Below are 25,276 nucleotides of genomic sequence, written 5' to 3' on the forward strand. Positions count from 1 at the left end.
TCGACTCCCAGCAATTCAATGCCAGCTAAAACTAGAGGTCTGCGGTTGATGTTGATCACGGAACTCGGCGGGCGTCAGCCCGCCCAGGCTGTCGTGCGGTATCTGCTGGTTGTAGTCGGCCAGCAAGTGTTCGGTCTGTTCGCGGACCTCGCTCAGCGAGCGGAAGAGATGCATGTCCAGCACGCCGCGCCGGTAGCTGCCGTTGAAGCGTTCGATGAAACCGTTTTGCATTGGCCGTCCCGGCTCAATGAAATCCAATGCGATGCCTTTACGCTCGGCCCACTCAGCCAAGGCTAAAGCGACAAACTCCGGGCTATTGTCCAGGCGAAGTTGGCGGGGTAGCCGCGCCAGGCTGCGATGCATTCCAATATGCGGATGACGCGGGCGGCCGGAAGATTCAAGTCCACTCCTGATTAGCCCTGACCTTCAGCCGCCTGTTGCAGGATCTGCGCCGCGCTTTGTGGATGCTGCTGTCATCTGAAGCCAACATCGACGATGCTTATCTCGGCGGCGAGCGTAACGGTGGCAAGGCCGGACGCGGATCGGAGAAAAAAGCTGCAACCGAAGCGGCCGGTGCACGTTGGGTCAACGTGGTGCTGGGAAATCTCAAACGCGCCATCAGTGGCGTGTATCACGCCATCGCGCAAGGAAAATACGCAAGGCGTTACCTGGGAGAAGCGGCCTATCGTTTTAATCGTCGATTCTGCTTGCGCGAGATGCTGCCGCGACTTGCCACGGCCATGACGCAATCTACACCATGTCCAGAGCCGGTTCTGCGAGCAGCGAGCAATTTTCATGGCTGAGAGTCAGGGCTAATCAGGACACCTTTTGGGGAAATACGCCCGCCGACTTTTAGCGGCTTCTAACCTCCCGACATCCCGTCGCCACCCGGCGACGGGGCCTGCTCGTCAAGGAGGGCTTTGCCACGCGTCGACACACATCCCGTCCCACATCAGCACGCAAGAGCGCCACGGAGCCGCCGCCCACCGAGATCGTCTGGCACTCGCTCGACCCGTCGATCAAGCCGCGGCCCTACGTCGAGCGCACCCCCATCCCCCAACCCCGCCCCGAAGCCCGCCCCCCACGCCCCGGCCACCCACGTGCACCGAAGCAATGCACCGTCGCTACGGCTACTACCCCGCCAGCGACCAACGCATCCCCACGCTGCGCCTACGCGGCCGCTGGCTGGAACAACTGGGCTTTGCCATCGGCAGCAAACTCCACATCCGCCTGCGCGATGGCGAGCTGGTCGTCAGCCTAGTACCCGCCGACTGAGCCGGTGTGCTGCGCACGCGCAGCATGCACGTGCGCGCCCGCATCGAGTGCAACGCACATGTCGTACACCGTGCGCGCTCCCGCTCACCGCGCCGAGGAGCACACAGATGGAGCACCCCGCCATCGTCTTGCATCTCACGCTGGACCAACGCGACCAGCTCGACCGGCTGCTACGCACTCTCATCGCTCATGGCGATGTCATCGCCATGAGCAAACCGGAGTGCCTGGAGGCGCAGACACTGCCAACGTTGGGACAAGCCATCTTCGATACCGCCCATGCCGTGCGCGAGATGCTTGAGCAGCGGGTGGAGCAAAGGCCGGGCAGGTCGTCTCTGCACGCCGAAGATGGCAGTTGGGTTGGTTTGGACCTACTGTTGGCTCACTTGCTTTCGCATGACGGTATCTTGAAATCTCAGCGGTTTGGCTCGTTACGCCGCACGTCGTCGAACGTAACGCGTTGTCCCTGCAAAGATGCGGCATGGCCCATGGCCATGGGCAGCCGCACTGCTGCGAAGGCCGTGCGATTCACAGGCTTGCAGCGATTGACGGCCGTCAACGCCTCGGCGAGGATCGTGTTACACCGCGCTCAGGCGGCCCAATGATAGCCAGGCGGCTTGGAGGTTTCGATGGAGTTGATACTTCTATTGGGTGCGGTGCTTGCTCTTGGCAATATCGTTGCATCGGTTGCAGTACTTCGCGTTTCGGTGCTCTCGCCATCACAACGCGTACTGCAACTTGCCCTCATCTGGCTTGTTCCAGTCATTGGCGCGGTCGTTTGTGCGGCGTTTGCTTCTTCTCAGGCACTTGGCCCCAGATCGTCCAGTACAATTGACCCGCTCTATCCATCATCCGATGGTGGCGCATCGGAGGGTCAAGACCTTGGGTTCTCTGGCTGCGATTCCGGGGACTCTGGCTGCGCCGGGAGCAGTGACTAATGGCGACGCCTGGCAATTCGTTCAAGCCGGATCCACTTCGCGGGTCGGCTTAATCCAGTTGTTAGACCGCTAGAAAAATTTCGAGAGAAACAGATGATTCTTTGGGGATGGGGCGAGCGAGTGCTGATCTTCGACCTGGCAGAGCATGAGCACTGCCAGAGGTGCGAGCAGCATCAAGATTTTGTGCTGCGTCTCAAGTACAAGTACGGACACTTCTACCATCTTTTCGGATGGGTCATCTCCAAGCAGTACCAGCTCATTTGCCCCGTTTGCTCCCACGGCTGGATAGTCAACGCTTCGGCCGCAGAAGAGCAGATTGGTCGAAATCCAGTGCCGTTCCATCAAAGATCCGGATGGATTGTCATGCTTGCCCTTGCAGCAATCATTGGATTTGCAACTGTGACGTATCAGCATGCGGCCTGATAATTCACTCAAGCCGAAGCCGCCTAATGGTCCAACTTAGCCAGGCTGTTGAAATCCATGTCTGATCCCCCACAAATATTGGCAATTGAAGCATCACACCTCTCATACAATGTTTTCCTCTTTACTGTAGAGACGTTGGCCGAGCCAGCGGAAGAGCAGTGCCAGGCGATGGGCGATTACAACACCGCTTGGGAGCTACGAGATGATGCTCTGTACGGACATAACCTGATAGGTACTGGCTTCTTCACAGAACAGCAGGAATCTGCTGTTCTTGCATTTATAGCTGCGGTACATCCTGTTCCGGTCAATGACATGCCAGGAGGCTCGGGACGCACCGCAAATCTTGCAGCAATGCAGCACCCCGCTTGGGAGCAGGTTCGCTTGTTGGCTAAAGCTCTCCTCGAAATACTTGCTCCAGTGACCGAGGCAAACAGGACATTTATTGGTTCTCACGCTGATTTTTCCTAGTATTTTAATCAAGCCTCATCCGCCTCTCAGATCGAATGAGCGTAGCCGTTCGGTGCTACAGGGAATTTGCAATGACTCATTCAATGCCCTATCGCGTTGTGCATCAAATACCGACTGTCGAAGCGTATCGGCATCTTCGGCAAGCAAGCGGCTTGAGCCCGAAGGCACTGGAAGCCGCCGAGCGCGGGCTGCCCAACTCGCTCTTCAGCGTGCAGGTGCTTTGCGATGGCGAGCCGGTGGCGATGGGGCGCGTCATCGGCGATGGCGGCTGTTTTTATCAGGTGGTGGACATTGCCGTTTTGCCAGAGCATCAGGGCCGTGGTCTGGGTAAGGCCGTCATGGGTGAGATCGCAGGCTACATAGAGCGGGAAGTATCCGCGTCCGCGTATGTCAGCCTGATTGCGGATGGTCAGGCGTACAGGCTCTATCAGCAGTTCGGTTTCGTGTTGACTGCGCCTGCCAGTGTAGGCATGGCCTTCAAGAGGAACACGTCGAGCGCGAGCGCAGCGCCGAACCTTCGGTAGAGCTACCATTGTTCTGCTGCGCTCGCGCTCAGCGCTCCAATCTGCCACTCACGCATTACCGCCAGGGAAAGCATGTTCTCCATCTTCAAGAAGAAAGCCGCTCCGTTACTGATCGTTCGAGCCGATGGGCGAGAGTTGTGTCGCGTTAGCCAGAGCGATGTCCCGTGCGAGATCAAGCCTTGCGCGTGGTTGAAGCCCAATAGCGTCCTAGAGTTTGCCGACTCGGCGGGAGAGGTGCATCGGCATGAACTTGGTGCTGCGACGGGGTGGTTCCACTTTTCCGTTCGTGTGCATCCCAACCTGGGGTGCCAAGCAGACTGCGTCATTTCGCAGACCGAGCAGCTCGATCCAGATGCGTTTGCGAATGGCCAAGCATCCGGGATCAGGTTTCAGCCGTTCTTCCTGCCGGGCGCCAGCGTCAGCAGTTCCGCACTTGCAGGCAAGGGGCTTTTTGCCAGGGGCCTGCACTTCAGCGGATTAGTCACCGGTGGCAACGTGCTGCTCTCCTGTGAATGCGACCACTGCAAGCGGTCATTCCTGATCCGCTCCTATCACGCGGGTTTCAGCAACGCGGGATACTTCTACTCGGGATCTGGCAGTTACACCATCACGGTCGATAGCCATCTGCCTGGCAGCCCTGCAGCGCTGTCCGAGCCCGATGCCAAAGCGCTTGCTGCGCTGGAAGACGCACTACCGTTGGCACCGGATAGGTCCCGCTACGCCTACCTCAATCCCTTTCGCTGCCCACATTGTTCCGAGCCTTACATCGATTTTGAGGCGAATCCGGGTTTGCGGGCGGGCGAGTATTACGGGAACTACTTTGAGGGTTCGATGCTGTTGCGCTACGACCCTGAGCCTGTTTAGCGTCAGTGCACTGAGCGATGAATGCAAGGTCGATCGTTGTCACTGCGACCGATCGGCGTACCTGCTGAGATGGTGGCCTGTTGCGCTAAGATTCGGCTGATGAACGCTAAATTTTTTCTGATCGCACTCCTGCTCAGCGCCTCTGCATCGGCGCAAGATGTTTCGCCGGCCACGACGCGTGAGGTTGGTCAGCTTTTCAAAGTTCTTGCGCAATCCAACTGCGAATTTTCGCGCAATGGGTCGTGGTACGCGGCACCGAAAGCCAGCGAACATCTGCAGCGCAAGTACGAGTACCTGCAGAAGAAGGGGCTGGTGACCTCCACCGAGTCCTTCATCGAACTTGCCGCCACCAAGAGCAGCATGTCGGGCACGCCGTATCAGGTGCGCTGCAGCAACGCTGCGCCGGTATCGAGCCAATCCTGGTTCACCGCCAAGCTGCGGGAGCTGCGTAACTAATACGCCAGCGTAGATCAGGCAACGCGCAGCCTCTGTACTGCATCAGCGCTGCCGTCGCGCGCCTCCGCCACAAACGCACTCACTGCATCTTGCAGCTGCGCGGCATGGTCGCCCATGGCGCGTGCGGCGGCGCTGGCGCCCTGCATGCGGGTAACGCCGTCGCGCATGTCGGTGTCCACGCCGGCGAGGGTGTGATGCACCTCGGCAATACTGCCGGCCTCTTGTTGTGAGGCGACGGCGATCTTGCTGAGCGTGCTGCTGACCTGGCCGATGGTGGAGACGATGTGCTGCATGCCTTCGCCTGCGCGGCGGACTTGTTGCACGCCGGCTTGCATGTGGGTGACCGATTCGCCGATCAGCGTCTTGATCTGGCTGGCGGCGGTGGACGAGCGCAGCGCCAGCGCGCGCACTTCGCTGGCGACCACGGCAAAGCCGCGACCTTCGTGGCCAGCGCGTGCGGCTTCGACGGCGGCGTTCAAGGCAAGGATATTGGTCTGGAAGGCGAGGCCGTCGATGACCGAGACGATGTCCTGGATACGCCGCGAGGCCTGCTCCATCTTCTGCATGGTGCCCATCGCCTGATGCATGGTGTCGCCGCCAGTGCGTGCGGCCTCCGATGCGGCGGCGGTAAGTTTGTCCGCATCCGCTGCCTGCGCGGTGTGTTGCTGCATGGTGCCGAGCACCGCCTGCATCTGGGTGGCAGTGCGGCCCAGGGTGGCCGATTGGCGCTGCACCTGCTGCTCCAACGCGTCGTTGCGGGTGAGGATGTGGCCGGCGGCGTGATTGATGGCGGTGCTGGAGCTGCGGATCTGCGGATCTGCGTGATGATGCGCGCCAGCTCGTCGGCGGTGGCATTGGCATCGCGCTTCATCTGCTCGAACACGCCTTCGCAATGACGATCGATGCGCAGCGACAGATCGCCACGCGACATCGCCGCCAGCATGCGGCGCATGTCCTGCAGGCTGTCGTCGGTGATGGCGAGGAATTGGTTGATACCATCGGCCAGCTGGCCGAGCGTACCGCCCCGGGCATGCCCCTGCAGCCGTGCGCCAAGCTCGCCACGCGTGGCATGTGCGATGACCGTGGCCAGTTGTGCTTCCAGCGCCAGTTCCTGGGTGCGGTCTTGCCACTCCACCACCACGCCCAACGAGGCGCCGTCGTGGTCGCGGACGGGGGTGATGTTTTCCTGCAGCTGCAGCGCAGCGAGCGCGCGCGTTCTGCTGGTGCCGGCGTCATGCCCCAACTGCACGGCGTCGGCGAGCGCGGTGTGCAGCACGTGGGTGTCGACCTGCGTGCTCAGTAGCTGGAACGACTGATTGCGATAGATGGCTTCGCCCTGCCCATCAACAATCGCCACGGCCATCGCCGATGCATCCAGCGCCAGGCGGATGCGCCGATTTTCCAGCACTAACTGCTGTTGCTGGGCGATGCGCTCTTCCACCTGCACGCTCATGCGCACCAGCGCCTGCGCCAGCGATCCGCTGCGGAAGCTCTGCTGCAGGATGGCCGGCGGCAAGGTGGCGCCGGTTGCCAGGGTGTCGGCCAGTTCCACCAGCGATTCGGCCTCGTGGTCGAGCGCATCGACCTGGCGACGTAGTTGAATCGCCATGACGCAGACGAAGGCGGTTTCGACGATCACATACCCCGCATGCAGCAGCACGATGCCGAAGCCGCTGCCGACGGTGAACGCCTGCACCGGCATGCCACGCGATTGCAACCAATAGAACGCCAGGTGATGCACGGCGATGGCACCGGCGGCCGCCACCACCGGCAACCAGTCGCGGTAATAGAGCAGCAGCGCCAGGATCAAGAAGACGCCGAAGTGCATCTCCACCAGGCCGTGCGCTTGCTGGATGGTGGCAGCGACCAGGGCCATCAGCACCAAGGCGTTGGTGATACGGGTCAGGCGCGTGCCGGGGTTGGCATGCACCTGCCAGGCCATCAACGACAGGCTGGGCAGCGTGACTGCGAGAAAGGTGGTCCATTGGCCTTGGTACCAGGCCAAACCCAGCGAGCCAATGCTCTGCAGCACGGCCAGCCACAGAAACAGCCGATCGGCCTTGATCGCCAGGCGGGTGGCGTAGGTGGAGGTCGGCGATGCCGATGCGGACAGTTCCATCATGACAGCGACTCCACGGCACAAGGACAAGGGAACGCCACCGCAGCACTCGCGGTGCGCGCCAGCACGTTGGGAAGCCAGCGCGACCAATCGGCCGCGCCTGCGGTGCCGCACACGGCACCGCCGTCGGCCGGGCCGGCATAGCGCGGTTGGCCGTCAGCGCCGAGCAACCACACCGAGTAGCCGCTGCCACGCAGCGTTGGCATGTCGAGCATGCGCACCTGGCCGCCACGCGCACGCACCGCGCTGCTGAGCACGGCCCAGGCGCGATTGGATGCAAGGTCGATACAGGCGCAAGCGCCTGCGACGCCGATCAACATCGGCGCCTGCTGCGTGGCCGGCAGGCTGGCCTGCACCTGCGCCCAGGCACTGGCCACATCGTTGCTCGGCATGCGTGGCGTGGACCAGGCCACGGCGATCCAGCCGCACCACAGCGCGAGCAGGGCAACGCCCAGGGTGCGTCGCGTCGAGGCGGACAAGGTGCCGAAGACAGGCATGGCGCAGCGGGTTCGCGAGATAAGGTGAGCCCTTATCGGGTGCGAGCGCCTACGCTTGAGTCGGCTTTCGATTGAAGTTTGCGATGGCGGCGATAGGCCGCGACATCGTGCTGACGCTGCAAGGGTTTGCGCGCCGCAGCCGGCATGATTGCGCTACCAGGCGTTTATCCCGCGCGGGACTTTGTGAGCACACGCTCACATCGTTGCACTGGGTCCATTATGGAGACGCAAGCCGCTGGCGAGTGCCAGGCGGCAACAGTCGATCCCTGTTTGGCACGCGCGCAAGCCAACGATCAACCAACGCAGCGACGCAGCGACGCGCCAACCTAATCAGGCCAGCGCCGTCAGTTCCCTCGGCAACAGTGCAGTGCAGCGCTTACGCCATCGCTTCGTCGGCATCCAGCGCGACCGCCGCCTGCTGGGCATGATCGAAGCGTTCGCGTGCGGAGCGAATGGCCGCATGGTTTTCGCCTGCCCAGTTGAGCAGCTGCGAGATCGGGCCGAGCAGCGCCACGCCAAGCTTGGACAAGGCATATTCCACGCTGGGCGGCTTGGTGGCGTAGACCTTGCGGGTGATCATGCCGTTGCGCTCGAGGTTGCGCAGGGTCTGGGTCAGCATCCGCTTGGAGATGTCCGGCACGGCGCGCTGGATGGCGCTGAAGCGGGAGGGGCCGGGGATCAACGTCAGCAGGATCAGCATGGTCCATTTGTCGCCGATCTGATCGAGCACGTCGCGCACCGGGCACTTGGTGGCGTCGAAGGGCATGCCTTGCAGGGACGGCGGCGGTGGAAACAGAGCAATCGCGTTCACGGGGGTATCTCACGGTAACCAGGGGGAAGAAAACTGCCTCCTTGTGGAGGATCGAACGGCCCTGATAATGAGTGCGCGGACCTAGAGTCTAGATAGTAGACCACACCTCTTATCAATACCAACTGGAGTTCACCATGGCACACACGTCCCCCCTGATCCTCGTCACCGGCGCCAGCGGGCAGTTGGGCGCGTTGGTCGTCGAAGCCTTGCTGGAGCGTGTGCCAGCGGCACGCATCGTAGCAACGGCCCGCGATACTGCGTCACTCGCAAAGTTCGCAAAACGCGACATCAGCGTGCGTCGCGCCGACTATGCAGACCCTCAGAGCCTGGATGAGGCCTTCGCCGGGGTGAGCCACGTTCTGCTGGTGTCGTCCAATGCGGTGGGCGAACGCGTGCCGCAGCACCGCAACGTGATCGAGGCGGCCAAACGTGCCGGCGTGGAATTGCTGGCCTATACGAGCGTGCTGCACGCCGACAGCAGCACGCTGTCGCTGGCCGACGAGCATGTCGCCACCGAAGCGCTGTTGCGCGAGAGCGGCGTGCCGCATGCGCTGCTGCGCAATGGCTGGTACACCGAGAACTACACCGGCTCGATCGCGGCCGAGGTGGCGCATGGCGCGGTGATCGGGAGCTCCGGCGAGGGCAGGATCAGTGCGGCCACGCGCGCCGACTATGCCGCCGCCGCAGCAGCGGTGCTGGCCGCCGACACACCGCAGGCCGGCAAGGTCTATGAGCTGGCCGGCGATACCGCCTTCACCATGGCCGAGTATGCCGCCGAGCTGGCGCAGCAGTCCGGCAAGCCGGTGGCCTATCACGATCTGCCCGAAGCCGACTATGCGGCGGCGCTGGTGCAGATCGGCTTGCCGACTCCGTTCGCCCAGGTGCTGGCGCAGTGCTCGGCGTCTTCGCGCGGCGGCAGCCTGTTCGACGACAGCCACACCTTGCGCGGGTTGATCGGCCGCCCGACCACCTCGCTGCACGATGCGGTGGCTACGGCATTGGCGGCGGCACCGGCAGCCTGAGTCGGGCGTCGGCACGGTGCATGTCGACATGCGTTGACCGGCACCTGCTCGGCGATACGCCAGGGTGTTTGACCAGACGACGGCGGGCTCTGACCCGCCTTCGCCGCGTTTTGATCCATTCGTCCCCTCGCCCACCGCTGCTCGGAACGGCGACCGCAGCGGCGCGGTTGCCGTACATGACACGCGCCTTCCGACTTGCATCGCCATCCGCCTCCTGGCATTGCTGCGCGCCAGTGGCACTGCAAGCTTCAAGGCGTGTGGCAGCCACGACGGCGTTGCAAAAACGCCCCGCACCTCACATTGCGCGCTGATGGGTTCGCCTCCCGCACGTCGCATAACTGACATCCGCCGGAAACGCAGCTGACACATGCGCGGCGCTGACCAGTTGCTTCCGATGTCACCAAACTGACATCAAATCTAAATATAACTGCTGCCATTGCCGCTACGTCAGGACGACCTGGGCGCCTGGCAGGCGCTCAGACGCCATGTTCGCCGCCCCGGTTGGGGGGCCGCCACAGGCCTGACGCTGCCGCCGACCCGTTTCCCTTGCACGAGCCGGACCCATGAAAAAACGCAATCTCGCCACCGTTCTGTGCGCCCTCGGCGCGACCGCCAGCGGCAGTACGCTGGCTGCAGAGCTGGAGCTGTACGTCGACCGCAAGACCAAGCAGATATTCGCCGAGCCGGCACCGGGGCGCGACAAGCTGGGCAAGTTCGTGCAGGTGGACGAGAACGGCAAGCTGCCGGCGTCTGCACTGCCGGCCGCGCCGGCATTGCCGCCACCGCCTGCCGCGCCAGTGGCGGCCGACACCGCCGTCGCACAGACCGCACCTGCACCCGTGCCGGTAGCAGCGCCGGCCAAGCCCGGCGAGGCCGGCAAGAAGTGGTACGAAAAGCTGAGCCTGCGCGGCTACACCCAGATACGCTACAACCAGGGCATCGGCGGGGACGCGCAGGACCTGCGTGCGCCCGGCGACCGCTTTATCGGTAACGACCAGAGCCTGGGCATCCGGCGTGCGCGCCTGGTGCTGAGCGGCGATCTCAACGAGCACGTATCGCTGTACTTCCAGCCGGACTTTGCGAGCACGCCAACCGGGTCGACCACCTCCAACTTCGCGCAGCTGCGCGATGCGTATGCCGATATCTACTTCGACAAGAAGCGCGAATACCGCGTGCGTGTGGGCCAGTCGAAGATGCCGTACGGTTGGGAGAACCTGCAGTCCAGCCAGAACCGTCTCACCCTGGACCGCGCCGACGCGCTCAACTCCGGCCTGCGCGACGAACGCGATATCGGTGCAGTGTTCTATTACAGCCCCACCGTGGCCAAGGGCCGCTTTCAGGATCTGGTCAAGTCGGGCCTGAAGGGCTCGGGCGATTACGGCGTGATCGGCGCCGGCGTCTACAACGGCCAGGGCGCCAACCGCGCCGAGCGCAACGACGGCATGCATGCGGTGGTGCACGCCACCTACCCGTTCAAATTCGCCAACGGCCAGTATCTGGAAGTGGGTGCCGACGCCTACAGCGGCCGCTTCGTGCCGACGGCGGCGGCGGTCAACATCGGTGGCCGCAGCTTCACCCCGGCCATCACCGACCCGAACGGCTACACCGACCAACGCGTGGCCGCCCACATCATTTACTACCCGCAGCCGTTCGGCCTGCAGGCCGAGTGGACGGTGGGCCGCGGCCCGGAGCTGGATGTCGCGCAGCGCCGCATCCGTACCCGTTCGCTGAGCGGCGGTTATGTGCAGGCGATGTTCAAGCACGACTTCAATTACGGCACCCTGCTGCCGTACCTGAAATGGCAGACCTACCGCGGCGGCTCCAAGTTCGACACCAATGCGCCGCGCATGCGTCTGGACGAAGTGGAAGCCGGTGTCGAGTGGCAACCGATGGATGCGCTGGAGTTGGTGTTTGCGTATTCGAAGATGAAGCGCACCGATGTCACCACGGCGCCGTATCCGGTGGTGGAAGGCGATCTGCTGCGGCTGCAGTTGCAGGTCAATTACTGATCCCTGCAACCCGATGAAGAACAACAGAAAAGCCCCCGCATGCGGGGGCTTTTCTGTTGTTGCCTGTTGCGTCGCCGGGAGTGGTCACCCGTTGCACTGCGGGAGGATGGAGTACGCGCCCCCTCCTTCGGCCGACGATCTACGCAAGCACCAGCGCGCTAGCGTGCCGCCAGTTCTGCGCGAATGATGTCTGCGCCCGCACTGAGGGCACTGAGTTTGCCTCGTGCGACGTGCCGGGCGAGCGGCGCCATTCCGCAGTTGGTGGACGGGTAGAGCTTGTCGGCATCGACAAACCGAAGCGCCTTGCGCAGGGTGTCGGCCACCTCCTGCGGTGTTTCGATCGTATTGCTTGCCACGTCGATGGCGCCGACCATCACCTTCTTGCCGCGAACGAGTTCGATCAGATCGATCGGCACGTGCGAGTTGTGGCACTCCAGCGAAATGATGTCGATATTGGATGTCTGCAGCTTGGGGAACGACTCTTCGTACTGACGCCACTCCGACCCCAGCGTCTGCTTCCAGTCGGTATTGGCCTTGATGCCGTAGCCATAGCAGATATGGACGGCGGTCTCGCAGGTGAGCCCTTCGATCGCGCGTTCAAGGGTGGCAACGCCCCAGTCGTTGACCTCGTCGAAGAAGACATTGAAGGCCGGCTCGTCGAACTGGATGATGTCCACGCCGGCCGCTTCGAGCTCCCTGGCTTCCTGATTGAGGATCTTGGCGAATTCCCACGCCAGCTTTTCGCGGCTTTTGTAGTGCGCATCAAAGAGGGTATCGATCATCGTCATGGGACCGGGCAATGCCCATTTGATCGGCTGCCGGGTTTGCTGGCGCAAGAACTTGGCATCGTCGACGAAGACGGACTTCGGGCGGCTCACCGCGCCAACAACGGTAGGGACGCTGGCGTCATAGCGATCGCGGATCCTGACCGTCTCGCGTTTTTCGAAATCCACACCGCTGAGGTGTTCGATGAAGGTGGTGACGAAATGCTGGCGGGTCTGCTCGCCGTCGCTCACGATATCGATGCCTGCGTGCTGCTGTTCCTGCAGCGACAAGCGCAATGCGTCCTGCTTGCCTTCGATCAGTTCCTCGTCCTGCAGCTTCCAGGGAGACCAGAGTTTCTCGGGCTGCGCGAGCCAGGACGGCTTGGGCAGGCTACCGGCGGTTGAGGTGGGGAGCAGCTTATTCATGATGAGTGATGTCTTGCGTTCGTGTTGATTAGACAGCGTGGCCGGAGGCCCACTGCTCGAGAATGTTCCCGTAGGGCTTGATGAAGTGCTCCTGCGTGAATTTGCCCTGCGTCACCGCGAGCTGACTGCGCTCTTCGCGGTCGTAGACGATCTGGGTAGACGAGTAATCCTGATGCTTCAGGCTCGGCTGGTAGATGGCACCTGCTGCGGAATTGGCGTTGTAGATCTCCGGCCGGTAAATCTTCTGGAACGTCTCCATGGTGCTGATGGTGCCGATCAGCTCGAGATTGGTGTAGTCGTTCAGCAGGTCGCCGAGAAAGTAAAACGCCAACGGGGCGACGCTGCTGGGTGGCATGAAATAGCGCACCTGCAGGCCCATCTTCTCGAAATACCGATCCGTCAATGAACCTTCGTCCTGCCGGTATTCGATCCCCAGGATAGGGTGCCGGTTTCCGGTGCGGTGATAGACCTTGCTGCTGGAGACGCTGATGCAGATGACCGGCGACTTGGTGAACCGCGCCTTGTAGGCGTCCGATTTCACGAAGTGCTTGAACAGCTTGCCATGCAGGCTGCCGAACTCCGCCGGCAGGCTGAAGTTGGACGTGTCCTGATTATGCGCTGGCAGCAGCACGCTGAAATCGTAGTCGCGCACATAGGAGGAAAAATTATTCCCTGCAATGCCGTCGATGCGCGCACCGGTCGTTTTATCGAGGATGCTGGGTTTCAATATCTCGATCAACGGAAATGCATCGCCTGTTTGACATCCATCGCCTGTTTCGCTCCCACCGATCTTCATCTCGACAGAGATGATTTCGAGTTCGACCGCGTAGCGGTCAAGCGTGGGATTATCCCAATGCGCCAGGTCGTTGAAACGGTTGTTGATCATCGCCAGCGTGTTACGCAGATTTTCCTGACGACGCTGCCCCCTGGCCAGGTTGGCAAAGTTGGTCGTGTTGCGCGTATTGGCCGCGGGACGGTAGTCCTCATCGAACCAAAGGCTCTTGATGCTGAAGGTCAATTCCTGAGTCATTGCAAGCTGACGCCTTGTTTCGAGATTAAATACGAGCGCACTTTTCAGCGAAGCTGTTGATGCCTGCTGGATGGAGCCGGGACTTCTGGATCAACGGGCCATTGCCAGCGGATCCGGCGGCCGAAGAGGACGTGGTGGCCCGCCAGGCAACCGTGGGCGGGATGACCCTCAGGCCGCAGCCACTTTTTCTGCGGCGATGGAACTTGGCTGCCGCGTCAATGCGATCAGCGGCAATGCCCGCTGCACCGCCAGCCTGGCCCGCTCGGCCAGGGCCTCGTTGTGCACGCGGTAGTCCAGAAAATCCCGGTCGGTGGCGTAGATGCCCAGCGGCAACGTACGTGCCTGGAAGAAACTGAAGAGCGGCCGCAGCTGGTGGTCGATCACCAATGCATGGCGGTCGCTGCCGCCGGTTGCAGCCAACAGGACCGGCGTGTCGATCAAGGCGTCCTGATGGATGAAGTCGAAGAAGTGCTTGAACAGCCCGGTGAAGGACCCGCGATAGACCGGCGTGGTCACCACCAGCACGTGGGCCTGCTCCACGGCGATCAGCTCCTGCTCCACCGTTGCGGGCAGCTGCGAGCGCCAGACTGCCCCGGCGAACTGCGGTGCCAACGCCCCGAGTTCGACCAGATGTTGCTCGCACGGCACGGCATCGGCGATCAGGGCCAGCAGATGCTCGGCCAGGGCGACGGCCTTGGACGGGCGTTGCATCCCGCCGGAGACCGCGACGACGCGGAGGGGGTGTGGCACGTTGACAGTCATGCAGGTGGACCTAGAACGACGAACCCCGATGCTAGGGCTCGCATTCAATGAAGTAAAATGGTGTTATTTCAACAATCCATGAATTCGGATCATCTGAATGCTTGAGCGCATCCACCTCACCATCGTCCAGCAGGTCGAGCAGCAAGGCTCGCTGACGGCCGCAGCCGGCGTGTTGAACCTGACCCAGTCGGCGCTGAGCCACAGCATGAAAAAGCTGGAGCAGCAGCTGGGTACCGACGTCTGGCTGCGCGAGGGGCGCAGCCTGCGGCTGACCCAGGCCGGCCAGTATCTGCTGGCGGTGGCCAACCGGGTGCTGCCGCAACTGGACCTGGCCGAAGAGCGCCTGGGGCAGTTCGCGCAGGGCGAACGCGGCGCGTTGCGCATCGGTATGGAATGCCATCCCTGCTACCAGTGGCTGCTCAAGTTGGTGGCGCCTTATCTGGCCACCTGGCCGGATGTGGATGTGGACGTCAAGCAGAAGTTCCAGTTCGGCGGCATTGGCGCGCTGTTCGGCTACGAGATCGATCTGCTGGTCACGCCCGACCCGCTGTACAAGCCAGGGTTGCGGTTCGAGCCGGTGTTCGACTACGAGCAGGTGCTGGTCGTGGCCAGCGGCCATGCGCTGGCGTCGGCTGCCTACGTCAAGCCCCAGCAGCTGACGCGGGAAGTGCTCATCAGCTATCCGGTGGACCTCGAGCGCCTGGACATCTACAGCCAGTTCCTGCTGCCGGCCGGTGTCACGCCCAGACGCCACAAGGCCATCGAAACCACCGACATCATGATGCAGATGGTGGCCAGTGGCCGCGGCGTGGCCGCCATGCCCCGCTGGCTGGTGGAGGAATATGCGTCCAGGATGGACGTGGTGCCGGTCCGGCTGGGTGCGCGCGGCATCGCCAAGCAGATCTTCCTGGGCGCACGCGAGGCGGATATCGCCATCGACTACCTGCGGGCCTTCATCGAACTGGCGCGCGCGCCTGGCAATGGCAGCGCCACTCCGCCGGGAGCCCACTGATGGATACCATCGCCAGGCGCGCGTGTTGCACGGGCCGCCTTCCCGCTCGATCAGCGCTGACATGCGGGAGCCACCCAATCGCCACCAGAGGACGGCACCCCCTTTGATGTATCCGGAACCGCCCAGCTTCGCCAGCACCCTCACCGACGCCTATTCGCTGGAAGTCGGCGCAACCGACATGCCCGCACTGGCCGCAGCGGCGCCGCAGATCCTGCGTGGCTCAACCATTGCCATCCCCTACCTGCCCAGCCAGAACGACGACGCGCGACTGGCCGCAGCACAGCGGGTGCGCACCCTCGGCTTCGCGCCCATGCCGCACCTTTCGGCGCGCCGCATCGCCTCGCTCGATGCGCTACATGACTTCGTCAGGCGCGCAGTCGATGAAGCCGGCGTTGAGCGCTGCCTGGTGATCGCGGGTGATGCGCCTTCTGCGATCGGGCCGTTTTCGGACAGCGTGTCGTTGATCGATACAGGTGTGTTCGAGCGCGCGGGCATCACCACCATCGGCGTGGCGGGACATCCGGAAGGCCATCCAAGCATGCCTGCAACCGATCAATGGGATGTGCTGGAACGCAAGTGTCGCAGCATCGCCGAGCGCGGCATGGCGCCGCTGATCGTCACCCAATTCGCGTTCGATGCCGACATCGTGCTGACGTGGCTGGAAGCGCTGCGCGCGCGTGGCATTGCACATCCCGTGCGTGTGGGCGTTCCCGGTCCTGCCGGCGTCGCGGTGCTCGCGCGCTATGCCGCACGTTGCGGTGTGGGCGCATGCACATCGATGTTGTCCAAGTACGGCATCTCGATCGGCAAGCTGTTCGGTAGCGCGGGGCCGGATCGTTTTGTGGATCGCCTCGCCACCGGCCTCACCGACGCGCATGGAGACGTCAGCCTGCACTTCTTTCCCTTCGGCGGCATCGCGCAGTCTGTCGCGTGGGTAGAGCAGTATCGCTCCCGCACCGCCGCCCACATCTTGTAGACCTCGGCATCGCGAAGGTCACAGTAGCTTTCGCACGATCGTCTTGGTGGACGAATGCCCTCCGAGTACGGCGCTCGACATCGACCACTGACCATGCGTGTGATCCCGCAGTGCGGTGCGCGGAGTCGACGTGTCCACTACCTGGATCACATTCCGTACTATTCATTTGTGTGGATTTGTTGGCTGCGCGTGAGGTGCTGCAGCGCACAGCAGACCTGTCACAAGCGCGCGGTATAACCATCGGCGAATCGCGGCGAGGGGGCGCTGCATCCGGTGTCGTTGCCATGCGCAGCGGCATTGCTTCGCAACGTTCAAGGAGAGATGTCGCCATGCCGAAGCCGTCGCTATTGTCGTTACTGTGCAGCCTGTCGCTCGTGTCCCTGCCGCTTGCGGCGGCGGAGCTGCAGCCCAAACAACTGGCTGGCCCACCGGAGGAGTTCGCACAGATGCGCGCACCCGATCCGGCCGAGTCGGCGATCCTTTCCAAGAGCGCCTTGTTACCGGTGGAGTTGGCCCCTGCAGGTAAATCCGCGCGCTGGCAAGGCACCTTGCCGGTGGAAAACGGCCACCTGCGTTTCATGGTGTTGGCCGGCGACCAGCCGTGGGATGCGGCAGTGACCGCACCACGCATTGCCGGCGCGCGTGCCGCTGCCGTTGCACCGCAGCTGCAGGCACAGCGCACATTGCTGGGCAGCCCAGAGAGTGGCACCAGCGGCATGCGTTACGCAGTGGAATCGGCACAGAACGGTGCATGGTCGCTGACCCTGCAATCGGCATCGCCGGTGGCGCAACGCGGCTATATCTTGATGGAAGGCGATGCACGCACGCAGTTGGCTTCGTATGCGCGCAATCGTCGCCAGCAGGTGGGTCAATCGTTGACGCTCAATGCGCTGCTCAGCGGCAACGATGCGCGCGGCGCGACCTTGCTTGCCGCGCAGGCTGGGCAGATCGAGACAGCCAGTCTGCGTGTGATCGATCCGCAAGGCGGCATCCGCATGCTGCCGATGGCCGATGACGGGCAACACGACGATGGTGCAGCCGGCGATGGCGTGTATGGCGGTACGTTTCAACCGACTGCCGAAGGCACCTGGGTCGCACAGGTGATCGTGCGTGGTCACGACCAGGCCGGGCAGCCGTTCGTGCGCACCAGCGAGCATGTGCTGCCGGTGCTGGATACCTCGTTGCGTTTGCTCGGCAATGCACTGAGCGCACGTGCTGCCGATGGCACGCGGCTCAGCATTGCGTTGCCCATCGTCGCGCGCGGCAAGGCGCCGTCGCACTACCGTGTGTTCGGCCAGGTGTGGGGCACCGATGCCAAAGGCAAGGAGGTGCCGGTAGCATGGATCGGCGGCATGCTGACGCCGCAACAAGGCCAGCTGCCGCTGAGCCTGGACGAACGCTGGATTGCGCGTGCCGGTGCACGTGCGCCATTTAGCGTGCGCGGGCTGCGTATCGAGGACCCGGACCATTACATCCCTTTGGTGCAGGCCGACATGCTGCCGTTGCAGCTGCCCGCGTTACGGCGTGCCAGCATCGCGCGGTTTGCCGGTGCGATCGACGAAAGCATGCGTATGGGGCCGCGCCCCGCTGCATTGGTCAGTGCCAGTGCAATGGCGCAGCCGCAGGCGGCCGGCTCGCAACTGGTACTGGTGCACGGCTATTGCTCCAACGGCGTGTGGCCGCAGGCGCAATTCACCAATGCCTCGTCGTTTATCGACGCCAAACAGAACCGCAGCAACGACCAGTTCGCGCAGCGGCTGGCGCAGTTCGCCAGCCAGTGGTCTTCGTTCGCCACGGTGGCGCACAGCCAGGGCGGCATGGCTGCGTTGCATCTGTATACCTACTACTGGAGCGGGCTGGATAACGCCAGCGGCGGGCGGGTGATGCAGTCGGTGGGCACGCCGTATCAAGGCACCAACCTGTCGGGCATTCTGGCGGCGGTGGGTTCGTGGTTCGGGGTGGGTTGCGGCACCAATACCGACATGACCTACGACGGTGCGAAGGCGTGGCTGGCCGGCATTCCGGCCGATGCGCGGGCCAAGGTCAACTACTACACGACCTCGTTCGCCAAGACCAACTGGTACACCAACGATTACTGCAATGCGGCCTCGGATCTGGTGTTGAACGACCCCGAAGACGGCACCGTGGAGCAGGTCAATGCGCAGCTGCCGGGCGGCGTCAATCGCGGCCACACCACCGGGCAATGCCACACCACCGGCATGCGCGATCCGGCGCAGTATCTGGATGCCAGCCGCAACGCGGTGATGAACGCCAACGCTGCGAAGTGATGCGTTCTTAGCGACGTGCAATGCGATGGCCGGCGTTCGCGTCGGCCATCGCAGTACGCGTGGGAACACTTAGAGCGGTTAACAAAACGTAGCGAGTAGTCGTCAGGTGGGTGCGCAGTAGTTTTGATAGCCGCTCTTTGCGTGTTGCATGCAGTTAGTACTTGCTCGCCTAAGCGCGGCCAACACAACTCCTACGTTCACGGATCTTGGTTGGCTTGAGAGGTGATTGAACGGCGTGGGTGCTTGGGCTTTTAGAGCGGATGATCTGCGGGTTTGCTGCAGGGCCCTTGCCCGCCCACCCTCGCGGGACACGCCGCAAGTACGTCCCTGTAGGCTCTTACGCGGCATCCATGCCGCGTAAGGTCCCGCGACGGTGGGCGGGCAAGGACCAGTCAAGATGGTCGGTGTGCATGGTTTTCAATAAAACAGCCGGCAAACTTTCTGGTGCGGTGTCCTCGCCGCTTGCGGGACCGTGTGGCGGCATGGATGCCGCCACCGAGCCTACATGGACGTACTTGCGGCGTGTCCCGCAAGCGGTGAGGGCACCGCGCACTCGACTCACCGACGCTCGCGCCTCCATGCAGGGCTACTGTTGCGCCAACGGTTGCGACTGCGCATCGGCGCCACCGCCGAGCACCTTGTACAGGCTCACCCGATTGCTCGCCTCGGTCAGACGCAGGCTGATCAGGGTCTGTTGCGCGCTATAGAGCGTGCGTTGCGCGTCCAGCGCGACCAGATAGCTGTCCACGCCATTGCGGTAGCGCGCGTCCGACAGGGTGAAGCCGCGTTGCGCGGCATCGACCAGGGCGCGCTGCGCGTCCATGCGCTCGTCCAGCTGTGTGCGTTCGGCTAGTGCATCGGCCACTTCGCTGAAGGCAGTCTGGATCGCCAGTTCGTACTGCGCGATGGTGATGTCTTTCTGCAGCTTGGCCACATCCAGTTCGGCCTTCAAGGCGCCGGCACGGAAGATCGGCACGCTGACGCTGGGCGAGAACGACCAGGTGTGGTCGCCCTCGAACAGGCTGGACAAGGCATCGCTGCCGCGCCCGACATTGCCGGTGAGCGAGATGGTGGGGAAGAACGCGGCGCGCGCGGCGCCGATGTCGGCATTGGCGGCCTTGAGGGTGTGCTCGGCCGACAACACGTCCGGACGCTGCAGCAGCACGCGCGATTCCAGCCGGGCCGGTAGCGGTGCCAATGCCACGCCGGTATCGATCGCATCGGCAGCCGGCAGCAACGCCGCTGGCACCTGTGTGCCGGCGACCAGATTCAAGGCATTGCGCGACTGCGCCAGCTGGGTGGTGAAACTGGCCACATCGGCACGCGCACTTTCCACACTGGTCTGGATCTGCGCCAGATCCAACCCGGAGACGATGCCGTTGTCGTGTTGCAACTCGGTCAGGCGTAGCGTCTTGCGCTGGCTCTCCAGCGTCTGCCGGGCAAGCGCCAGCCGCTGCTGATCGGCAGCCACGGTGAGCCAGCCGCTGGCCACTTCGGCCACCAGGCTCAGACGCGTGCTGCGTTGGGTCTGCTCGCTGGCCAGATAGGTTTCCAGCGCCTCGTTCTTGAGGCTGCGGATGCGCCCGAACAGATCCAGCTCCCAACTGGTGATGCCCACTTGCCCGGTGGCGCTGCGGATGATCTGCGGCGCACCGGTGAAACTGGTCGCTGCCGCAGCACGTTGCGCACTATGCGAGACGGTGACATCCACCGCCGGGAACAGGTCCGCACGTTGAATGCGGTACTGCGCACGCGCCTGTTCGATATTGAGCACCGCCACGCGCAGATCGCGATTGTTGTCCAGCGCCAGAGCGACCACTTGCTGCAGGCGTGGGTCGACCAGCACTTGCCGCCAATCCAGCGCAGCTGCATTGGACGTAGCGCTATCCGCGCTGCCGGTGTCGCCGACAACGCTGGGCACCGGCGCATCCGGGCGTGCATACCGCGGCGCCATGCTGACGCAGCCGCTCAATGCGATGGCACAGGCTACCGCCAGACTTACGGACAGGTTGCGCTTCACGGGGTCACCTCGGACGTACGGACGACGGTGGAGTGATCGGCGGTTTTACCCGGAAACAGGCTGCGCACCATCACGTAGAACAACGGCACAAAGAAGATGCCCAGCACGGTGGAGGCCAGCGTGCCGCCGAGCACGCCGGTGCCCAGCGAATGCCGTCCGCCGGAGCCGGCGCCGCTGCTGATCACCATCGGCAGCACGCCGAGCATGAAGGCCAGCGAGGTCATCAGGATCGGGCGCAGACGCATGCGTGCGGCATGCAGGGTGGCCTCGATCAAGGGCTGGCCCTTTTCTTCCAGTTCTTTTGCAAATTCCACGATCAGGATGCCGTTCTTGGCGGCCAGGCCCATCGTTGCCAGCAGGCCGACCTGGAAGTAGATGTCGTTGGACAGATCGCGCATCCAGGTCGCCAGCAGCGCGCCGACGATGCCCACCGGCACCGCCAGCATCACCGAGATCGGGATCGACCAGCTCTCGTACAACGCGGCCAGGCACAGGAACACGAACACCAGCGACACCGCATACAACATCCAGGTCTGGGTGCCGGCGGCCTGTTCCTGATACGACATGCCCGACCAGGCGTAGCCCACGCCCTTGCCCATGCCGTCCACTTCGCCGGCGACCGCCGTCATCGCATCGCCCGAGCTGATGCCCGGCGCAGCGCTGCCGGTGATTTCCATCGATTCGCTGCCGTTGAAGCGGGTCAGCACCTGCGGTGCGTAGGCCCACGCACTGCTGGCGAATGCCGAGAACGGCACCATCGCGGCATCGCTGTTGCGCACGTACCAGCGCTCGATATCGGCGGGCAGCATGCGTGCGGACGCCTCGCCTTGCACATAAACACGCTTGACCCGGTTATTGTTGAGGAAGTCGTTGACGTAGCGCCCGCCCATCACCGTGGACAAGGTGGTGTTGATATCGGCCGCGGCCACGCCCAACGCGCCGGCCTTGGCATCGTCGATCTGCACGCGGTAGGTGGGCGCATCGTCCAGGCCGTTGAAGCGCACTGCACTCAGGCTCTGATTGCCGTTGGCCAGCTGCAGCAACTGCTTGCGTGCTTCCACCAGGGCTTCGTGGCCGTTGCCGGCGGCATCCTGCAACTGCAGGGTGAAACCGGAACTGGTGCCCAGCCCGTTGATGGCCGGTGGCGTCAACGCAAACACCTGCGCATCCTGCAGCGTCATCATCATCGCGCCGGTGATGCGTTGCGCCACTTCCTGCGCCGAGCTGTCGCGGTCGGCCCAGTCCTTTAGACGGATAAAGCCCATGCCCGAGTTCTGGCTGCTGCCGGCCAGGCTGAAGCCGGAGATGGTCATGATGCCCTGCACTTCCGGTTGCTTGAGGATGAACGCGGTGGCCTGGTCGATCGACTGCTGGGTGCGTTGCTGCGTGGCACCGGCCGGTGCGCTGAACATCACCATCAGCATGCCCTGGTCTTCCTCTGGCAGGAACGCGCTGGGCAGGCGCCAGAACAGCAGGCCCAGCACCACCAGCAGCACCACATAGATCAGCGAGCCGAGCTTGCGATGGCTGACGATGCGCTCCACACCGCGCCCGTAGCTGTCGGTGCCGCGATCGAAGCGGGTGTTGAACCAGGTGAAGAACCTGCCCAGCACGCCCTTGCGCGAGACATGGCCGCCCTTGTCGATGGGCTTGAGCAAGGTGGCGCATAGCGCAGGGCTCAAGGTCAGTGCGACCACCAGCGACAGGATCATCGCCGCGGCAATGGTCACCGAAAATTGCCGATAGATCTCGCCGGTGGCGCCGCCGAAGAAGGCCATCGGCAGGAACACCGCAGTGAGCACCAGTGCGATGCCGACCAGGGCGCCGGTGATCTGGCCCATCGAGGTATGCGTGGCTTCGCGCGGCGACATGCCTTGCTCGGCCATCAGCCGCTCGACGTTTTCCACCACCACGATGGCATCGTCGACCAGCAGGCCGATCGCCAGCACCATCGCGAACATGGTCAGCGTGTTGATCGAAAAACCCAGCAGCGACAACACGCCGAAGGTGCCCATCAACACCACCGGCACCGCGATCACCGGCACCAGCGTGGCACGCCAGTTCTGCAGGAACAGATACATCACCACGACCACCAGCACGATCGCTTCGATCAGAGTCTTGACCACTTCCTCGATGGAAATGCGCACGAACGGCGTGGTGTCGTAGGCGACCTCGTATTTCAGCCCGGCCGGGAAGTACGGCTTGAGCGCGTCGAGCTTGGCTTCCACCAGTTTGGCGGCGTCCAGCGCATTGGCGCCGGTCGCCAGCTGCAGGCCCATGCCCGAGGCGGCCTTGCCGTTGAACTTGGAACTGGAGCCGTAGGATTCCGCGCCGAGTTCCACCCGCGCGACATCGCGCAGGTACACGGTGGCGCCGCTGGCATCGGACTTGAGCACGATGTTCTCGAACTGCGCCGGCGTGCGCAGCTTGCTGCGCGAGGTCACCGTGGCATTCAATTGCTGGCCCTGCAGCGCCGGCAATGCACCCAGCGCGCCGGAGGACACATCGGCATTCTGCGCGGCGATCGCGGTGCTGACATCGGAGGGCATCAACGCATAGGTGTGCAGTTTTTCCGGATCCAGCCATACGCGCATCGCGTATTCGGCGCCGAACACGTTGACGCTGCCGATGCCGTTGAGGCGGCTGATCGGATCCTGCAACGTGGACACCATGTAGTCGCCGATGTCGGTGCTGTCCATGCTGCCGTCTTCGGAAGTGAAGGCCAGCACCATGAACATGCTGCCGCTGGCCGACTTGGTCACCGTGATGCCGTTGGTCTTGACCTCGTCGGGCAGCAACGCCTCGCCTTGCGATACCTTGTTTTGCACCTGCACCTGCGCGGTATCCGGGTCGGTGCCGGAGTCGAAGGTAAGCGTGAGTTGCGCGGTGCCGGCCGAGCTGCTGCTGGAGGACATGTAGAGCAGATTGTCCAGGCCGGTCATCTGCTGCTCGAGGATCTGCGTGACCGAGTTCTGCACGGTCTCTGCGGAGGCGCCGGTGTAGGTGGCGCTGACCGTCACCGAGGGCGGTGCGATGTCCGGGTATTGCTCCAGCGGCAGCGAGAGGATCGAGATCGCGCCGGCCAGCGTGATGACGATGGCGATGACCCAGGCGAAGATGGGGCGGTCGATAAAGAAACGAGCCATAAGAGTTCCTCAGTCGGCCTTGGGCGTTGCGCTGGCCGGCGCTGCGGGTGCTGGCGCGGTCGTAGGCTTAGCCGCAGCAGGTGCACTCGGCGTCACTGCTGTGGGTGCAACCGGTGTAGGTGCAACCGGCGCCGCTGCAGCTGGTGTGGCCGCAGCAGCGGTCACCTCGCGCGTCTTCACCGGCATGCCGACCTGGATCTTCTGCAGGCCCTGCACGATCACGCTCTCGCCTGCAGACAGGCCTTCGCTGACCACCCAGCGGTCGCCCACAGCATCGCCGGTCTTTAGCACGCGCTGCGCCACCTTGCCATCGGCACCGACCACCATCGCCACCGCCTCGCCCTTGCTGTTGCGGGTGACGGCCTGCTGCGGCACCAGGATCGCCTGCTCGTTGACCGCCATCGACAGCACCGCCTTGACGTACATGCCGGGCAGCAGCAGATGGTCCGGATTTGGAATCACCGCACGCAACTTCACCGTGCCGGTGGTGGCATCCACTGCGGTGTCCACCACTTCCAGGGTGCCGGTACGCGCGTAAGCGCTGCCGTCTTCAAGCAGCAACTTGACCTCGGCCTTGCCGTCCACTGCCTTGACCTGGCCGTCGAGCTTGCGGCGCAACTGCAGCAGCTGCGCGCTGGATTGGCTGACATCCACATAGATCGGGTCGAGCTGGTTGATGGTGGTCAGCACATCGGTCTGGTCGGCAGTGACCAGTGCGCCCGGGGTAAAGCTCGATGTGCCGATACGGCCGCTGATCGGCGCGGTGATGCGGGTGAAATCCAGATTGAGTTTTGCGGTCTGCAAGGCGGCCTTTGCGGCGGTCACCGCGGCCTCGTTCTGACGCAACGTGGCGATCGCATCATCGCCATCCTGCTGGCTCACTGCATCGAGCTTGACCAGCGTCTGATACCGCTGCGCCTTGGGCTTGGCCGAGAGCACTGCCGCTTGCGCCTGCGCCAGCTCGCCCTGCGCGGAGGCATACGCGGCCTGAAACGCGGCTGGCTCGATCTGGTACAGCACCTGCCCGGCCTGCACCTGCTCGCCTTCGGTAAACAGCCGCTTGCGCAGGATGCCGCCCACTTGCGGGCGTACCTGCGCGCTTTGATACGCCACCGTGCGGCCGGGCAGCGTCTGGTCCATCGCCAGACGCTGCACGTCCACGCGTTGTACGCCCACTTCCACTTGCCGCTGCTGCGGCGCTTGCGCAGGCGAACAGGCCGCCAGCGCGACGGTGATCATGGCGGCCAGCAGCCATTGGCGCGGTACCACGACAGAACGGGAAGAAGTGACGGAACGCATGCGGCGCACTCGGGAATGATCGGAGGATGCGCACGCTACGCTGCGAATATGGAGCAAATTTGAAGATTTGCTTTGACAGACAGCAGGCGCTTGCTTTCGGGGTTTAATCAAGTCCCAATACGGGTGTGCAAGACAGGCCGCGCAGCTGGC

The 25,276-nt window shown here is 63.3% G+C and carries 21 protein-coding genes and 3 pseudogenes; 13 read left to right on the forward strand and 11 right to left on the reverse strand.

Going from position 1 to position 25,276, the window contains the following annotated elements; genetic code table 11:
* Positions 1-15: 15 nt before the first annotated feature.
* Positions 16-407, reverse strand: a pseudogene (locus NYR97_RS06235) (integrase core domain-containing protein); the annotation flags it as partial.
* A gap of 63 nt (positions 408-470) precedes the next feature.
* On the opposite strand from NYR97_RS06235, the pseudogene NYR97_RS06240 reads away from it, so the two are divergent.
* From NYR97_RS06240 to NYR97_RS06275, 8 genes and pseudogenes are all read left to right on the forward strand, one after another.
* A pseudogene (locus NYR97_RS06240) lies at positions 471-803 on the forward strand (transposase); the annotation flags it as partial.
* Positions 804-901: 98 nt separating this feature from the next.
* A pseudogene (locus tag NYR97_RS06245) lies at positions 902-1,275 on the forward strand (SymE family type I addiction module toxin).
* Positions 1,276-1,382: 107 nt separating this feature from the next.
* Positions 1,383-1,877: a hypothetical protein gene (locus NYR97_RS06250; RefSeq protein WP_316697117.1), complete on the forward strand. Its 495-nt coding sequence runs from the start codon at positions 1,383-1,385 to the stop codon at positions 1,875-1,877.
* Positions 1,878-2,303: 426 nt separating this feature from the next.
* The gene (locus tag NYR97_RS06255; RefSeq protein WP_316697118.1) at positions 2,304-2,633 is read left to right on the forward strand and encodes a hypothetical protein; all 330 of its coding nucleotides are present in this window, start codon (positions 2,304-2,306) and stop codon (positions 2,631-2,633) included.
* A gap of 57 nt (positions 2,634-2,690) precedes the next feature.
* Positions 2,691-3,101 (forward strand): hypothetical protein, encoded by a 411-nt coding sequence (locus NYR97_RS06260; protein ID WP_316697119.1) that lies wholly within the window; start codon positions 2,691-2,693, stop codon positions 3,099-3,101.
* Between the two features lie 71 nt (positions 3,102-3,172).
* Entirely contained in the window at positions 3,173-3,625 is a 453-nt protein-coding gene (locus NYR97_RS06265; protein WP_425613042.1) for a GNAT family N-acetyltransferase, read from the forward strand.
* Positions 3,626-3,697: 72 nt separating this feature from the next.
* Positions 3,698-4,489, forward strand: a complete 792-nt coding sequence (locus tag NYR97_RS06270; protein ID WP_316697121.1) for a hypothetical protein — start codon at positions 3,698-3,700, stop codon at positions 4,487-4,489.
* A 99-nt stretch (positions 4,490-4,588) separates the two neighbouring features.
* Positions 4,589-4,945, forward strand: coding sequence for a YfeK family protein (locus tag NYR97_RS06275; RefSeq protein ID WP_316697122.1), 357 nt, complete (start codon positions 4,589-4,591; stop codon positions 4,943-4,945).
* Between the two features lie 14 nt (positions 4,946-4,959).
* Here the strand turns inward: NYR97_RS06275 and NYR97_RS06280 are convergent, their stop codons facing one another.
* The 4 genes from NYR97_RS06280 to NYR97_RS06295 all read right to left on the reverse strand — a co-directional run bounded on the left by NYR97_RS06280 (position 4,960) and on the right by NYR97_RS06295 (position 8,372).
* The gene (locus NYR97_RS06280) at positions 4,960-5,532 is read right to left on the reverse strand and encodes a methyl-accepting chemotaxis protein (protein ID WP_316697123.1); all 573 of its coding nucleotides are present in this window, start codon (positions 5,530-5,532) and stop codon (positions 4,960-4,962) included.
* Positions 5,421-7,067: a methyl-accepting chemotaxis protein gene (locus NYR97_RS06285; RefSeq protein ID WP_316697124.1), complete on the reverse strand. Its 1,647-nt coding sequence runs from the start codon at positions 7,065-7,067 to the stop codon at positions 5,421-5,423. Before NYR97_RS06285 ends, NYR97_RS06280 begins: the two co-directional genes overlap by 112 nt.
* On the reverse strand, positions 7,064-7,561 hold the full coding sequence (locus NYR97_RS06290) for a hypothetical protein (protein ID WP_316697125.1): 498 nt from the start codon (positions 7,559-7,561) through the stop codon (positions 7,064-7,066). Before NYR97_RS06290 ends, NYR97_RS06285 begins: the two co-directional genes overlap by 4 nt.
* A gap of 376 nt (positions 7,562-7,937) precedes the next feature.
* Positions 7,938-8,372 carry a winged helix-turn-helix transcriptional regulator gene (locus NYR97_RS06295; protein ID WP_104534397.1) on the reverse strand — a complete coding sequence of 145 codons (435 nt, stop codon included), beginning with the start codon at positions 8,370-8,372 and terminating at the stop codon, positions 7,938-7,940.
* A 134-nt stretch (positions 8,373-8,506) separates the two neighbouring features.
* Here NYR97_RS06295 and NYR97_RS06300 point away from each other — a divergent pair, with 134 nt between their 5' ends.
* Positions 8,507-9,394, forward strand: a complete 888-nt coding sequence (locus NYR97_RS06300; protein WP_316697126.1) for an SDR family oxidoreductase — start codon at positions 8,507-8,509, stop codon at positions 9,392-9,394.
* A gap of 563 nt (positions 9,395-9,957) precedes the next feature.
* Positions 9,958-11,403, forward strand: a complete 1,446-nt coding sequence (locus NYR97_RS06305) for an OprO/OprP family phosphate-selective porin (protein ID WP_316697127.1) — start codon at positions 9,958-9,960, stop codon at positions 11,401-11,403.
* Between the two features lie 158 nt (positions 11,404-11,561).
* On the opposite strand, the gene NYR97_RS06310 is transcribed toward NYR97_RS06305, so the two are convergent.
* The 3 genes from NYR97_RS06310 to msuE all read right to left on the reverse strand — a co-directional run bounded on the left by NYR97_RS06310 (position 11,562) and on the right by msuE (position 14,385).
* The gene (locus NYR97_RS06310) at positions 11,562-12,593 is read right to left on the reverse strand and encodes a methionine synthase (RefSeq protein WP_316697128.1); all 1,032 of its coding nucleotides are present in this window, start codon (positions 12,591-12,593) and stop codon (positions 11,562-11,564) included.
* 28 nt (positions 12,594-12,621) lie between these two features.
* Entirely contained in the window at positions 12,622-13,623 is a 1,002-nt protein-coding gene (locus NYR97_RS06315; RefSeq protein ID WP_316697129.1) for a DUF1852 domain-containing protein, read from the reverse strand.
* Positions 13,624-13,791: 168 nt separating this feature from the next.
* Positions 13,792-14,385: an FMN reductase gene (msuE, locus tag NYR97_RS06320; RefSeq protein ID WP_316697130.1), complete on the reverse strand. Its 594-nt coding sequence runs from the start codon at positions 14,383-14,385 to the stop codon at positions 13,792-13,794.
* Between the two features lie 97 nt (positions 14,386-14,482).
* Here msuE and NYR97_RS06325 point away from each other — a divergent pair, with 97 nt between their 5' ends.
* From NYR97_RS06325 to NYR97_RS06335, 3 genes are all read left to right on the forward strand, one after another.
* Complete coding sequence (locus NYR97_RS06325) at positions 14,483-15,397, forward strand: LysR family transcriptional regulator (protein ID WP_316697131.1); 915 nt, start codon at positions 14,483-14,485, stop codon at positions 15,395-15,397.
* A gap of 106 nt (positions 15,398-15,503) precedes the next feature.
* The gene (locus NYR97_RS06330) at positions 15,504-16,373 is read left to right on the forward strand and encodes a methylenetetrahydrofolate reductase (RefSeq protein WP_425613043.1); all 870 of its coding nucleotides are present in this window, start codon (positions 15,504-15,506) and stop codon (positions 16,371-16,373) included.
* Positions 16,374-16,702: 329 nt separating this feature from the next.
* On the forward strand, positions 16,703-18,661 hold the full coding sequence (locus NYR97_RS06335) for a choice-of-anchor X domain-containing protein (protein WP_316697133.1): 1,959 nt from the start codon (positions 16,703-16,705) through the stop codon (positions 18,659-18,661).
* Between the two features lie 586 nt (positions 18,662-19,247).
* Here the strand turns inward: NYR97_RS06335 and NYR97_RS06340 are convergent.
* Genes NYR97_RS06340 through NYR97_RS06350 form a run of 3 tightly spaced genes read right to left on the reverse strand, consistent with a single transcriptional unit; the run spans position 19,248 to position 25,126 of the window.
* A complete protein-coding gene (locus tag NYR97_RS06340) occupies positions 19,248-20,681 on the reverse strand; it encodes an efflux transporter outer membrane subunit (RefSeq protein ID WP_316697134.1) in 1,434 nt (477 codons plus the stop codon).
* A complete protein-coding gene (locus tag NYR97_RS06345; RefSeq protein ID WP_316697135.1) occupies positions 20,678-23,827 on the reverse strand; it encodes an efflux RND transporter permease subunit in 3,150 nt (1,049 codons plus the stop codon). Before NYR97_RS06345 ends, NYR97_RS06340 begins: the two co-directional genes overlap by 4 nt.
* 9 nt (positions 23,828-23,836) lie before the next feature.
* A complete protein-coding gene (locus tag NYR97_RS06350; RefSeq protein WP_316697136.1) occupies positions 23,837-25,126 on the reverse strand; it encodes an efflux RND transporter periplasmic adaptor subunit in 1,290 nt (429 codons plus the stop codon).
* Positions 25,127-25,276 lie beyond the last annotated feature (150 nt).

The organism is Xanthomonas hydrangeae (genome assembly GCF_032697525.1).
GTDB lineage: Bacteria > Pseudomonadota > Gammaproteobacteria > Xanthomonadales > Xanthomonadaceae > Xanthomonas > Xanthomonas hydrangeae.